At 69.2% G+C, this 12,421-nt stretch carries 10 protein-coding genes and 2 pseudogenes; 9 read left to right on the top strand and 3 right to left on the bottom strand.

Annotated elements, in window-relative coordinates:
* Positions 1 to 21: 21 nt before the first annotated feature.
* The gene (locus tag ACZ7G3_RS26295; protein WP_470928481.1) at positions 22 to 678 is read right to left on the bottom strand and encodes a TetR/AcrR family transcriptional regulator; all 657 of its coding nucleotides are present in this window, start codon (positions 676 to 678) and stop codon (positions 22 to 24) included.
* Between the two features lie 64 nt (positions 679 to 742).
* On the opposite strand from ACZ7G3_RS26295, the gene ACZ7G3_RS26290 reads away from it, so the two are divergent.
* From ACZ7G3_RS26290 to ACZ7G3_RS26280, 3 genes are all read left to right on the top strand, one after another.
* The gene (locus ACZ7G3_RS26290; protein WP_470928480.1) at positions 743 to 2,161 is read left to right on the top strand and encodes an MFS transporter; all 1,419 of its coding nucleotides are present in this window, start codon (positions 743 to 745) and stop codon (positions 2,159 to 2,161) included.
* Positions 2,162 to 4,183: 2,022 nt separating this feature from the next.
* Complete coding sequence (locus ACZ7G3_RS26285) at positions 4,184 to 4,546, top strand: hypothetical protein (RefSeq protein ID WP_386491576.1); 363 nt, start codon at positions 4,184 to 4,186, stop codon at positions 4,544 to 4,546.
* The gene (locus tag ACZ7G3_RS26280; RefSeq protein WP_470928479.1) at positions 4,543 to 5,202 is read left to right on the top strand and encodes a nucleotidyl transferase AbiEii/AbiGii toxin family protein; all 660 of its coding nucleotides are present in this window, start codon (positions 4,543 to 4,545) and stop codon (positions 5,200 to 5,202) included. Before ACZ7G3_RS26285 ends, ACZ7G3_RS26280 begins: the two co-directional genes overlap by 4 nt.
* A 102-nt stretch (positions 5,203 to 5,304) precedes the next feature.
* Here ACZ7G3_RS26280 and ACZ7G3_RS26275 read toward each other — a convergent pair.
* A pseudogene (locus tag ACZ7G3_RS26275) lies at positions 5,305 to 5,648 on the bottom strand (pPIWI_RE_Y domain-containing protein); the annotation flags it as partial.
* A gap of 229 nt (positions 5,649 to 5,877) precedes the next feature.
* Here ACZ7G3_RS26275 and ACZ7G3_RS26270 point away from each other — a divergent pair.
* From ACZ7G3_RS26270 to ACZ7G3_RS26245, 6 genes and pseudogenes are all read left to right on the top strand, one after another.
* The gene (locus ACZ7G3_RS26270) at positions 5,878 to 7,317 is read left to right on the top strand and encodes a class I adenylate-forming enzyme family protein (RefSeq protein ID WP_470928478.1); all 1,440 of its coding nucleotides are present in this window, start codon (positions 5,878 to 5,880) and stop codon (positions 7,315 to 7,317) included.
* 50 nt (positions 7,318 to 7,367) lie between these two features.
* Entirely contained in the window at positions 7,368 to 8,318 is a 951-nt protein-coding gene (locus ACZ7G3_RS26265) for an ACP S-malonyltransferase (RefSeq protein WP_470928477.1), read from the top strand.
* On the top strand, positions 8,318 to 9,589 hold the full coding sequence (locus ACZ7G3_RS26260; protein ID WP_470928476.1) for a cytochrome P450: 1,272 nt from the start codon (positions 8,318 to 8,320) through the stop codon (positions 9,587 to 9,589). The genes ACZ7G3_RS26265 and ACZ7G3_RS26260 overlap by 1 nt, the downstream gene beginning before the upstream one ends.
* A 201-nt stretch (positions 9,590 to 9,790) precedes the next feature.
* A pseudogene (locus ACZ7G3_RS26255) lies at positions 9,791 to 10,270 on the top strand (arginase family protein); the annotation flags it as partial.
* Positions 10,271 to 10,386: 116 nt separating this feature from the next.
* The gene (locus ACZ7G3_RS26250; RefSeq protein WP_470928475.1) at positions 10,387 to 10,776 is read left to right on the top strand and encodes an arginase family protein; all 390 of its coding nucleotides are present in this window, start codon (positions 10,387 to 10,389) and stop codon (positions 10,774 to 10,776) included.
* 89 nt (positions 10,777 to 10,865) lie between these two features.
* The gene (locus ACZ7G3_RS26245; protein ID WP_470928474.1) at positions 10,866 to 11,612 is read left to right on the top strand and encodes a thioesterase II family protein; all 747 of its coding nucleotides are present in this window, start codon (positions 10,866 to 10,868) and stop codon (positions 11,610 to 11,612) included.
* A 128-nt stretch (positions 11,613 to 11,740) separates the two neighbouring features.
* Here ACZ7G3_RS26245 and ACZ7G3_RS26240 read toward each other — a convergent pair whose 3' ends face one another.
* Complete coding sequence (locus ACZ7G3_RS26240; RefSeq protein ID WP_470928473.1) at positions 11,741 to 11,938, bottom strand: hypothetical protein; 198 nt, start codon at positions 11,936 to 11,938, stop codon at positions 11,741 to 11,743.
* Between the last annotated feature and the right edge of the window lie 483 nt (positions 11,939 to 12,421).

The raw sequence follows: 12,421 nt of genomic DNA, 5'->3' as shown, positions 1-12,421 counted from the left end.
AGTAGCGGACTTGTCGTTCCCTCAGCAAGCCGTTTTGGGCTGGTAGCCGTGGAGGAAGGCCCGCACCCCGGCGGTGATGAGCGCGGTACGGGCCGGGGCGGACAGCGGCGCGGCACCGTAGTGGCTGCGCTCGGACACCGCACCGGAGGTCAGCAGGAGGAGGTGGTCGGCTGCCAAGACGGCATCATTCACGTCCAGGACACCGAGGTCGGCCAGGCGGCGCAGCTGGTGGGCGAGTTCGCGCTGGGTGCGCTGCGGGCCGGACCGGTCCCACGCCTGGAGCAGGCCGCGCGGCAGGTGCTCGGCCTCGGCCCGCAACCGGCGCACCACGGCGAAGTGGTCGGCGAACTCGGCGCGTGGCCTGTTCCAGGCCGTGGCCAGGGCGAGCAGGGCCGCCTCCAAGCGGCCCTGCTCGCCCACGGGTCCCAGGTGCCGCTGGGCGAGGTCGACCAGGACGTCGGCCACCCGTGTGGAGCTGTCCTCGATGACGGCGGCGAACAGCTCCTCCTTGCCCGTGAAGTGGTTGTAGATGGTGCGGGTGGACACCCCCGCCTCGGCGGCGATGGTCTCGATGCCGGCTGCGGCGAACCCCTCACGTCCGAACACGGCGCGGGCAGCCCTGGTGATGGCTTCACGCTTGGCGACGCGTCCCCGCGGCACACCGGTCGGTGCGGACACGCACACTCCCCTCAACTGCAATACGGGTATTACTTTTCTGCCACCGTCATTGTACTTTCTGAAGATGGTCAACCCGAGCGAACCGGAGAAGAAGACACTGGGCACCGGTAACCCGGACACCGGCGAGGACGCGGCTGCGGCGCGCACACGGTGGGGAACGGTCGCAGTCTCCGCGCTGGCCACGCTGCTGGTGGCCAGCGAACTGAGCATGGCAGCCTTCGCGCTGCCCCTCATCGCCGCCGACCTGGACGTCACCGGCAGTGCGACAGCGTGGGTGCTGCTGGCCTACCAACTGCCCCTGGCCGCACTCGCCCTGCCCGCCGGCCGGTGGATCGACCGCAGTGACCCCCGGCCCGTGTTCGCCGCCTCCCTGGTCCTGGTCGCCGTCGCCAGTGTGCTGGCCTCCGCCGCTCCACAGTTCTGGCTCCTCCTTCTCGCCCGGGTACTCCAGGGAATCGCGGCGGCCGCCTACCTCGCCGTCTACCTGCCGGTGGTGACCCTGGCCGTACGACCAGGCCAGCGCGGCCGGGCCATGAGCTACCACGCCACGATCATGATGATCGGCAGCATCGCCGTCGCACCCCTCGGCGGCTGGCTGGCCGACGCCCACGGATGGCGTGCGGTGTTCTGGGCCAAAGCACCCCTGCTGCTGACCGCCGCCGTGCTGGGCCTGCTCACCGTGCCCGCCCGCGCCCGAGGCAAGGACAACCCGGGGCCGGCGGGGCGAGCACTGGCGGGGGACGTGCTGCTGGTCGGGGCCGCGGTCACCGCCACCCTGCTGGCGATCGAGCAGAGCGGACACCGCCCGGCCTGGGCGGCCGTCCTCACCTTCCTTGCCCTCATCATGGCTGCGGGATGGGCACGCCTTAGCACTTCCCGGCCGGTTCTCCTGCTCCTGCGCCGTGGTCCACTGGGATGGCCCACTTTGGCGCTGACGCTCAACGCCTCGGTCATCGGCCTGATCACCTTCCTCCTGCCGTTCTTCATCAGTGACGTGATGCACCGCGGACCCGGACTCCTGAGTACCGCTCTGGTCTTCTTCATCGCCACCAGTGCACTGGCAACGCCGCTGGCCGGACTGCTGGCCGACCGTTTCCGCCCCCTGTCGGTAGCTGCCTGCGGCGGCGCTCTGACAGTCGCGGGGCTGCTCCCGATGCTCACCCTTTCCCCGGACGCAGGCCTGGCTGACCTGGCCTGGCGCATGGTGCTCCTGGGCACCGGGATGGCGCTGTTCAACTCGCCGAACATGACCGGGATCCTTGATGCCACCCCTGACAGCAACACCGGAACCGTCGGCGGCCTCACCAACCTGGCCCGCACCCTGGGTACCACTCTGGGACCGGCCCTGGCCGCACTCGGCTGGACCCTGGGCTCCGGCGGTACAAGCGGCTTCCGAAGCGGCGTGTGGGCCCTGGCCCTACTGACTCTGATCGCTTTCGCAGCCCTGCTGGCCGCCGGCCGCGCAGGCCGATCCACGATGTGAGCCCCTAGCCTTCTGAGCAGCGGTGCGCGCCGCATGGCCGACGGGCCGTTTGCTTCTTCAGCGCGACGACGTTGGCGCCGGGGGTGTAGGTGCCGCGCCCGGACCGGCGTCGCGCGTCACGGAGGATGCACCACTCCGCGAAGGGACGCAGGACCCGCACGCGCCTGGTCGGCAGGCCGTCGAGGGCGGCGTCAAGCCAGAGCCGAAGCCGCGCGAAGTTCTCGTCGCGCCGCGGCAGGACGCCGGTGGTGACGAGGAGTCCCGGAGATAGCGGGTACTGCCGTTCTGTTCCATTCCGTCGAGGACGCCGTGGGTGATCTCCGCCTTCTGGGCGACGAGATCGGCCAGGAGACGGGCGCCCTTGCTTGTGGCGAGCCAATTGCCGACCGCCCATGGGTCTGCGGCCCTGAGCTTGTCGCTGAGCGGGCGGAGCTGGGGCACCAGGTTGCCGTCCTCGTCGCTGAGGAGGCCCTGGACTCGGTCGCTGACGATGCATCGGCTACAACTCCCGTCGGCGTAGATGTTCCCGGGAAATCCGCAACGGCGGCAGGCGTAGTCGATCTCCGTGCCCGAGCACGGACCGCAGAGATCCTGTCCCCGTTCGGAGCGGCCCACCGGAACCCGGAGAGTGCCGCAGCCGGAGCAGGGGGCGGGGTTGCGGGTGCGGCGGCGGTAGCAGTGTCGCAGAGGGCTCCGACCGGCCATGTCGCCTTGCCGGTGACCGCGGCCGGCTCGCGCCGGCCGCAGCGCGAGCACTCGTGCTCCGGCTTGGGAGCATATGGCTTGCACAGGGCCGTCCCGTCCTCGCGCCGGGCGCGCCACAGCCACGCTGAGCATGTGTGACGAGTTCACCGGTGCGGACAGCGCCGTCCCTGCCGTGATCGCAAGTAGGGCACCGGCTACTCCACTCAGTGCTGTTGCTTTCGTATCCGCGCGCTGCACCTCGACGAACATCCTGTTGTCATCACTCGCAGGTGCGCCGGTTGTTGTTGAGACGTGCAGCGGGACGTTCTGCGACTCGGGTTCTTCCACTGCCTTCTCCTTGTCGTTGCCTTGCGGCTTGGAGTAGCAGTCTGGGCAGGCGGCCGGAACGCAGCTGCCCACCAGGTGGTAGCGATCGCGATCGATCGGTCACAGTCGGGAGCCTGGTTTGGTTTGAACCACGAGGCTGCCCGGATCGAGTGCTCCACAGGCGACGGTGGGGCAGCCAGTGGCGGGTCCACTCGACTGCCTAATGCTCTGGGGCCGGATGAAGCCCCAGGCTGCCGGGTTCGTTGAACGACTTCCAGGTCGATGCAGAGGATGGCTCCGTGCTCAACGAAGTGCTTACCTGGCACATCGTCAGGTAAGTCAGCATCTGGTCAGCATGAGTTCTCGCATACTCCGAGGCAGGTGCTCGAGCGGGTCCTTGGACGGCGATGGCACAACAGCCGGGTTCTACGCGGAAGCGCAGGTGGGGAACCTTCTTGCCCAAGAAAGGTCGATGTTTCTGAGCATCTTCGAGTGTGAGGAGTGTCGGTGTACAGTGAACAACGCCCCTGACCTGCAGAAAGCTGGCGGGGAGCCGTCTTCTAGGAGTCCAAAGTGCTGCGTACTCTGTTCAAGTCCAAGATCTAGCATCTGGGTGTTTTTGCAGGTCAGAGGCTTGGTGGCCTCGCTCAGGTCAGCAAACGGTCAGCATCGGGCGCGGGAGTGTCCCAGCTTGCTGACGGGTGGCCGCCATGACGGGTGACCTCGACAGGTCTCTGGCTCCCACCAAGGCCGCAGCCGGACCCACCGCGGCGGCACCTCCGCGTGACCTGCTGCGTCATGATCGCCCGCACCCACGAGCGGGGCTGGTTCCGGGTCTGCAGGGCCGCCGGTTGCCGCGCCACCTGGGGGCCGGCGCGGGTCGTCGATGTTGCGCTAAGCGCCACTGGGTCAGATGTCCGAGTGAAGGGCGGGCGGCCGCCCGACCCGTACGTACGACAGGGGACCCCCGTATCCGCCATGCCGCCGCCTCCCAGCAGCCATACTGGATGCATGGACGCGACGATCACCGCCCCCCGCGCCGAGGTGCTGCGGGACCGCTACCGCAGCCGACTGCCCGAGCGCTTGCAGGAACTGGCCGGCCCCGTCGAGGGGGACGTGGACCTGCCGCTCCACATCGTCTGGTCCGGGCGGACGAGCTACAGCCTGGACCGTCCGAAGTCCCGCATGACGCTCTACCGGACCGTCCTCGCCGAAGGACAGAGTGAGGACCTGGTGGCCCTCCTGCACCACCGGCTGCTCGCCGAGCAGTGGCCCGTGCTGCGGCGTTTGATCAGTCCCTACATCCGCGAGGTCTGGGAGGACGCCTTCCCCGAGCTGCTCCGCACCGCTCCGGCTGACACGACCGCCGCGTGAAGCTCACTCCGCTCCACGAGCGTCTCCTCGCCGACATTCTCGACCTCGGCTCCCCCTACCCTCTGGTCCTCACCGGCGGATACGCCGTGCAGGCCCATGGCCTGGTCGAACGCTTCAGCCGTGACCTCGACGTCGCCACCGAGAACCCCGCTCCGATGCGCGAGATCGTCGCCTCGCTCACGGCAGGCCTCAGCGCGCGCGGATGGCGGACCACGCAGGTCCAGACCGATCCGCTCAGCGGCCGGTTCCTCGTCACCGATCCGGACACCGGCGAGGAGTGTGAGGTCGACGTCCTCAAGGAGGCGTTCTGGGCTCCGCCTGCCCAGACCCCCTACGGCCCCGTTCTTTCCCTCGACGACGTGATCGGCACCAAGGTCCGTGCCCTCGCCGACCGCGGCACCGTCCGCGACCTCATCGACGTCCAGGCTGCCTCCCGCCACCGCTCCACCGCCGACCTCGAATCCCTGGGCCGCCGTCGCGCCCACGACGAGTTCAGCCTCGAAGACCTCCGGGACCGGCTGATCGGCGCGGACTGGTACGAGGACGAGGACTACACGGCGTACGGGCTCACCTCCCGGCAGATCGAAAAACTGAAGGCGTGGGCGCTGGTGTGGGCGGAGGATCTGGGTGCGCGAATGCATGACGAGAACACCTGAGACGCGGTTCCATCGAGACCGCGAACTCCTCGGCCGCGGTGAGCACCGGCCGGGTGACCAGCAGCCGCCGGAACTCGGTGTACGCGTCACCTCGCCGTGTTCGCGGCACAGCCGCAGTGCGGCCCGGACGATTTCCCGGTCACACAGGGCGAGGGCGCTGTCCTGCGTCTGCTCCGCCCATTCGTGGCACGGCTCGGTCGGCCGTAAGGCGTCCGCGTCCAGCAGCAGGTCCCCGGGCCCACCGCGTTGGCGGGAAGGTCGACCGGCCAGTCGGCCACGGGACGTTCCCGACACCATGACAGTAGGTCCGGGAGGATCACCAGAGGCTCAGCGCCCCGCTTCAGATAGGCGAGCACGGTTCGGTCCAGACGACCTGGATGCCGAGCGAGCGCAGCGACACCCGGTTCCCGTAGATCCGCCGGGATGGGCCAGTCCGGTACGTCCATGCGGTTAAACATGGACGACAGTAGCGCCTCGACCGGTCCCTCGACTTGTCCCGGAGAATGGGATTGTTCCTGTTCAGGCGGTGTTAGGGGACAGATAGGGGTTCTGTGGCGCGGCTCATCCACATACGTTCGCTGTCCGTAAGTCCACGACGGCCTGTCCGTGCGGTCAACTCTCGTCAACGCTCAGCAACGGGAAATGTTCTCAGCACCGGGAAAGGGGGCGGCGCCGATGACGCCGAACATATTCACGGGTGATTCGGCGCGCACCTTCGCTGAATTCGAGACCGATACGTTGCGGACCGCGGCGGTCCTGCGCGCGGACGGTGTCCGCCCTGGCGACCGGGTCCTGCTCAAGGCCGGCAACTCGGCGGCCTGGCTGAACGCGTTCTTCGCGCTGATGCACGTCGGCGCCTCCATCGTCCTGGTCGACCAGCAGGAGCACGCCCGCGAGACGGCGCGGATCATCGAACGCACCGGGGCCAGAATGTGCCTGTACGACGAAGACGCCCCCATCCCCGTCGATGCGGGCCGGCCCCGCTATCTGTACGGGCTGCTCGTCGACGCGGCCGGCCGCACCCCCGCCGACCGGTCGCTGTCCTTCGACACCTGGTGCGCCCTGCCGGACGGCCTGATCATGTGGTCCTCCGGCTCCACCGGCACCCCGAAGGGCATCGTCAAGTCCGGCGCCCGCTTCCTGGAGAACCTGCGCCGTAACGCCGAGCACATGGGCCACGGGCCCGGTGACGTCCTGCTGCCGCTGCTGCCCTTCGCGCACCAGTACGGACTGTCCATGGTGCTGATCGCCTGGCTGGCCGAGTGCTCGCTCATCGTGGCTCCCCACCGCCGCCTGGACCGCTCGCTGCTGATGGGCGGGCAGTGCGGGGTCACCGTGCTGGACGCCACCCCGGCCACCTATCGCAGCATCCTCAACCTGGCCCGCCGGCAGACCGAGGTGTGCGGTGCCCTGGCGAAGGTGCGCATGTTCTGCAGCGGTGCCGCCCCCCTCGACCCGGCCTTGTCCGACGAGTACGCCGGCTTCTTCGGCCACCCGCTGCTGGACAGCTACGGCAGCACCGAGCTCGGCAACATCGCCTTCGCCACCATCGACAACCCGGTCGCCTGCGGCCGGGTCATGCGGGGCCTGGAGCTGACGATCCGCGACGACCTGGACAACGACCTGCCGCCCGGGGAACTGGGCGAGATCGTCGTCAACACGCCCGACATGATGGCCGGTTACCTCGCCGAGGACGGCACCCTCGCCCCCGTCGAACAGGGCTGGTACCGCACCGGAGACCTGGGCCACCTGGACGTGGCGGGCAACCTGTTCGTGGCCGGCCGCAAGCTGGCCGTGCACCGAATGGGCTACACCCTCTACCCGGAGATCATCGAACGCAAGGTCGCCGCGGCCGGCTGCTCGGTCAAGGTGATCGCCCTGCCCGACGGGGCGCGCGGCAGCGAACTCGTCTTCTTCGTCGAGGACCCGGCCGGCCGGGACGCGGCCCACTGGCGCCAGGTCATCAAGGACGCCCTGCCCGCCTACGAACACCCCAACCGCGTCACCGTCATCGACGGCTTCCCCCTCAACCGCAACGGCAAGCCGGACCGGCGCGCCCTGGAGCGGCAGGCCGCGGGGGACCGCGACGCGGAGGCCCTGGCCGGGTCCGCCTGACCGGCGGGCCGGACGGCATCCGTACGACGAGTCACACAGAACGGACACTGATGACCACCGACCAGGCACGCACCGCCGTGGTGTTCCCGGGCATGGGCCCGTCGCGCTTCACCGAGGTGGGCAAGTTCATGATGATCGACCCGTTCGTCCGCGACCGGCTCGCCGTCGCGGACGAGGCACTGGGTCGTTCCGTCCTCGACGGATTCCGCGGCGACGGCGACGACTACGGGGAGTTCACCCAGATCGCCTTCCTCGTCAACTCGGTAGCCCTCGCCGACCGGGCACGCGAGATGCTCGGCGAGGACCCCGACGTCTGCGTCGGCTTCAGCTTCGGCCTGAAGGCCGTGTCCGCCTTCTCGGGCGCCCTGCCGTTCTCCGAGACCGTCCGCCTGGCCTTCGAACTCGCCGGTTGCGAACGGAGGTTCTTCGAGGAGCAGTACCAGGACCTGGTGACGCTCGTCGTCACCAGGCTGCCCGCTGATCCGCTGAACGAGGTCCTGTCCGAGCTCGCGGACCGCGGCGAATTCCACGAGATCTCCGGCCACCTCGACGACGGCATGTACCTGATCACCTTGCGGGAGCCGGCCCTGGAGGACGTCCAGCGGCACATCAGCGCCCTGGGCGGCTACTCGCTGTACACCATGAAGCCCCCCGCCCACTGTCCGGCGCTCTACGGGCTGCGCGACCGCGTCGAGGAGGAGGTGCTCGCCAAGTTCGACCTCCAGGACCCGCGCCTGCCGATCGTCGCGGACCACGACGGCTCCCTGGTGACCACCGCCGAGCAGCTGCGCACCCTGCTCCTGGACACCTTCGACCACCCCGTCCACTGGCCCTCGATCGTTGCCACCCTGCGGGCCGAGGGCGTGACGCAGGTGTACGTCACCGGCCCCGATCGGCTCATCAACCGCCTCGACTCCACGACCCGTGCCTTCGACGTCGTAGCCCTCGGGCCGGAGCAGGCGCTCCGGCCCGCCCGCACCGCCTGGCGCAGGGAGCAGTGATGGCCGTACTGGCCGACAGCCGGCTGGCCGGATGGAAGTTCAGCGCCAAACTGGGCGCGACCCGTGCGCTGCTGCGGGCCATCGGCGTGTTCGGCGACCCGTTCACCCACCTTCTGATGGGCCAGGAGGACCCCTACCCGCTGTACGCGCGGGTACGGCAGCGCGGGCCGCTGCACCGCAGCCATCTGGGCACCTGGGTCACCGGCAGCCACCAGGTCGGCAGCCGCATCCTGCGCGACCGCTCCCTCTTCCTCAACCGCAAGGAGGGCGGCGTCCCGGGGCACGAGATCATGGACGACATCCCGTGGAACAGCTCCATCCTCGGCCTCGACCCGCCCGACCACACCCGGCTGCGCCGCCTCGCCCAGCCCGCGTTCGGGCCCAAGATGATCAGCAAGTACCAGGTCGAGGTGGAGAAGCTCTGCCACGGGCTGATCGACAAGGCCGTCACGGCCGACGGGTTCGACCTCATCGAGGACTTCGCGGGCCCGCTGCCGCTGCTGGTGATCGGTGAGCTGCTGGGCGTGCCGGAGGAGTACCACGAGCGGTTCATCCGGGCCAGGCGCAAGGTCGGCCCGGTGATCGACGGCGTCAAGTCACTCGCCATGGCCCGCGACTTCCGCGCCGCCGTCGACGACCTCGACGAGGTCTTCACCGAGCTGATCGCGGTGCGCGCCGCCGACCCGGGCGACGACCTGGTCAGCCGGCTCACCCTGGCCAAGGAGGACGGCAAGCTCAGCACCGAGGAGCTGCTTGCCTTCTGCACCGTGCTCGCCGTCACCGGCTTCGAGACCACCACCAACCTGATCGGCAACGCCGTCCTCGCCCTCACCCGCGACCGCGCGCAGTGGAACCTGCTGCGCGACGACCCCGGACTCGCCCGCGCCGCGGTCGAGGAGACCCTGCGCTACGACTCGCCCGCCCTCCAGGCCCAGCGCGTCCCGCACGAGGACACCGCGCTGCACGGCCACCACATCCGGGCGGGCAGCTCCATCGTGGTGCTGATCGGCGCGGCCAACCGCGACCCCGAGGTCTACACCGACCCGGACCGCTTCGACCTGACCCGCCGCGAGCAGGCCGAACACCTCTCCTTCTCCGGGGGCGTCCACTACTGCATCGGCGCCCCGCTGGCCCGCATGGAGGGCGAGACCGCCCTGCGCGTCCTGGTCGAGCGGCTGCCCGCCCTGCACGTCTGCGGCCCGGTAAGGCGCCGCAGCTCGCCGGTGATCAGCGGCTGCACCCGCCTGCCGGTCAGTGGCCGCGCCCGTTGACCGGCACCGGCCCGCGAGCGCGCGGCCGCCACAGCCCCGCACACCCAGCACCCTGAACGAGGAGAGAGATGAGCGAGACACCCGAATCGGAGAACTGGCGGCGGGAGGTCGACCGTTCGTTCCTGCCCCGGGCGCACTCCCGGTCCCATCGACCTGCGCCGCTACTACGTCCAGCCCTCCTACTCGGGCATCCCCACCTTCATGGGCGTCCCCCTGGCCCTGACCCAGGAGGACCTCAGGGCCGGCGAGGTGGACGTCGCCGTCGTGGGCTGTCCCGTGGACGTCTCCAGCGGCCACCGCGGAGCCGCCTACGGCCCGCGCGCCATCCGCTCCGACGAGCGCTACCTGTACAACACGCCCGAGGGATTCGTGCACTCGGCGACCCGCGTCAACCCGTTCAACATCCTGAAGGTGGTCGATTACGGCGATGCGGCCGTCGACCCGTTCGACATCGCTCGTTCCATGGAGCCCATCCGCGGCCTGGTCCGGGAGATCGCCCAGGTGGGTGCCCGACCGGTGGTCCTCGGCGGCGACCATTCCCTGCTGTGGCCGAGCGTGGGCGCCCTGTCGGAGGTGCACGGCCGCGGCTCCATCGCCGTCATCCACTTCGACGCCCATCCGGACTGCCACGAAGAGCTGTTCGGTCACCGAGCCACCCACACCACGCCGATCCGGCGGCTCATCGATGAGGAGATGGTGCCCGGCCCGAACATCATCCAGGTGGGGATCCGGACCATCTCCGGCCCGACGACCAGCTGTTCAACTGGATGCGACGGGCCGGCATGCGCTCGCACTTCATGGCCGAGATCGAACGCATCGGCCTGCCCGCCGTCGTGGACAAGGTCATCGAGGAGGCCCGCGCGGCGGCCGACCACGTCTACCTGTCCCTGGACATCGACGTCCTCGACCCGGCCTTCGCACCCGGCACCGGCACCCCCGAACCGGCCGGCCTCACCACCCGCGAACTCTTCACCGCACTGCGCCGGATCGCCCACGAGACCGACCTGGTCGGCATGGACGTCGTCGAGGTCGCCCCCCACCTGGACGCCGGGTACTCCACCGCCATGAACGCCCGCAGGGCCGTCTTCGAGGCGCTCACGGGCCTGGCCCTGAACCGTATCAAGATCTCGAGCAAGAACTACGCCAACCCGATCGTCGCCGGCGAGGTGCGCTTCCCCATGGGCTAGCAACCCCGTACGTTCCCGAAGCCCGTACGTCCCCGAAGGCGGGCCCGTCCCGCCATCGGTCGTCTCCGCCACCACGGATGGACCACACCATGACGACAGCCCCTTCGACCGACCTGTGGGTGCGGCGCTACCACCCCGCACCGGACGCATCCACCCGTCTGGTGTGTTTTCCTCACGCCGGAGGGTCGGCCAGCTTCTACTTCCCCGTCTCGGCGGCCCTGAACGGCGTGGCCGACGTGGCCGCCCTGCAGTACCCCGGCCGTCAGGACCGGCACACCGAGAAGGGCATCGACTCCATCGCCGAGCTGGCCGACCGGGCCCACGAGGCGCTGCGACCCTGCTCGGACCGTCCGCTCGTCTTCTTCGGACACAGCATGGGCGCCGTCCTGGCCTTCGAGGTCGCCCTCCGCTTCGAACGGGACGGCCAGGGACCCGTACACGTCTTCGCCTCCGGACGGCGCGCCCCCTCCACGTACCGTCCGGAGGACGTCCACCTGCGCGACGACGACGGCATCATCGCCGAGATGCGCAAACTCAGCGGCACCGATCCTCGGGTGCTGGGCAACGACGAGGTGCTGCGCATGGTCCTGCCGGCGATTCGCAGCGACTACACCGCCATCGAGAAGTACCGGGCCGACCCCGGCGCCACGATCGCCGCCCCGATCACGGTCCTCACCGGTGACGCCGACCCGCGGACCACCCTCGACGAGGCACGGGCCTGGGAACAGCACACCACCGGCGGCTTCGACCTCAAGGTGTTCCCGGGCGGCCACTTCTACCTCACCGAGCATGCCACGGAGGTGATCGAGGTCATCCGGGAGCGGCTGACGGACTGAGCCGGGAAAGCCACCGAGAAGACGCGCCCCTTCCAGGGCGCGTCTTTGTCATGTTACGGGACAGAAAAAACCCGGTGGCCGAGGACGGGGGATGCATCGACCACCGGGAGTCTCTGAGGGCAACCAATTCAGTTGTGCGCGGCCTTACGGGAACGAGAGGCGGTTATCACGATAATCGCCAGTCCGAGGAGGCCGATCGCGATACTCACCCACGAGGGTGTGCTGTCCGGCAGCAGCGCCGTGACACCAAATTCCGTGTCCCAGACTTTTTCGGTCACGAAGGATCCGAGTCCCTGGACCGCCAGGACCATGCCGATCCACAGCATGCCGCTCCTCAACATTGTTCCGGTGAGCGCCGCGTGCCTCTCACGCTCGGCCCGGCACCCGACTTCCGGCTGCCGACAAGAACAATTCAACACCGTTCGCAGCTGCCTCCGTCAGTGGGAAACGTTGGCACCACTACCGACGAAAGTAGCTATTCGGCCGTCCATCGTGCCCCGCCTGTGCGCCTGGCGGCCCTCCTCGGCGCAGCCGCCCCGTGACCACCGAAGCAGCAGGTCAGCCCGCCAACTACTGCTCCACGTCGATACCTACTAGGCTCGCTGTGACCAATGCGGCGACAAGCCGGTGTGTACGGGGGTGAGTTGGCTTGCGGGCAGGCTGGACTGCCGGTGGGCGCCACTCGCATGAGGCTGCCTGGCGTCCTTCGGCTACGGATGTTGTTCTGGTTGTCGGGCTCGTGGCGCTCAATGTGTATGTGGCGGTGTGGAGTGGTTTGCCGGAAGGGGGTCGTTCCGGTGTGGGGCGTT

This window comes from Streptomyces sp. NPDC037271, from assembly GCF_055603605.1.
Note: the sequence above shows the minus strand (reverse complement) of the source record. Positions and strands in the feature narration are given on the sequence as shown.

Bases quoted from the DNA above. Each gene is read 5' to 3' on its own strand.
- ACZ7G3_RS26290 (WP_470928480.1), top strand. From the start codon at position 743: ATGGTCAACCCGAGCGAACCGGAGAAGAAGACACTGGGCACCGGTAAC.
- ACZ7G3_RS26285 (WP_386491576.1), top strand. From the start codon at position 4,184: ATGGACGCGACGATCACCGCCCCCCGCGCCGAGGTGCTGCGGGACCGC.
- ACZ7G3_RS26270 (WP_470928478.1), top strand. From the start codon at position 5,878: ATGACGCCGAACATATTCACGGGTGATTCGGCGCGCACCTTCGCTGAA.
- ACZ7G3_RS26265 (WP_470928477.1), top strand. From the start codon at position 7,368: ATGACCACCGACCAGGCACGCACCGCCGTGGTGTTCCCGGGCATGGGC.
- ACZ7G3_RS26260 (WP_470928476.1), top strand. From the start codon at position 8,318: ATGGCCGTACTGGCCGACAGCCGGCTGGCCGGATGGAAGTTCAGCGCC.
- ACZ7G3_RS26250 (WP_470928475.1), top strand. From the start codon at position 10,387: ATGGCCGAGATCGAACGCATCGGCCTGCCCGCCGTCGTGGACAAGGTC.
- ACZ7G3_RS26245 (WP_470928474.1), top strand. From the start codon at position 10,866: ATGACGACAGCCCCTTCGACCGACCTGTGGGTGCGGCGCTACCACCCC.
- ACZ7G3_RS26240 (WP_470928473.1), bottom strand. From the start codon at position 11,938: ATGCTGTGGATCGGCATGGTCCTGGCGGTCCAGGGACTCGGATCCTTC.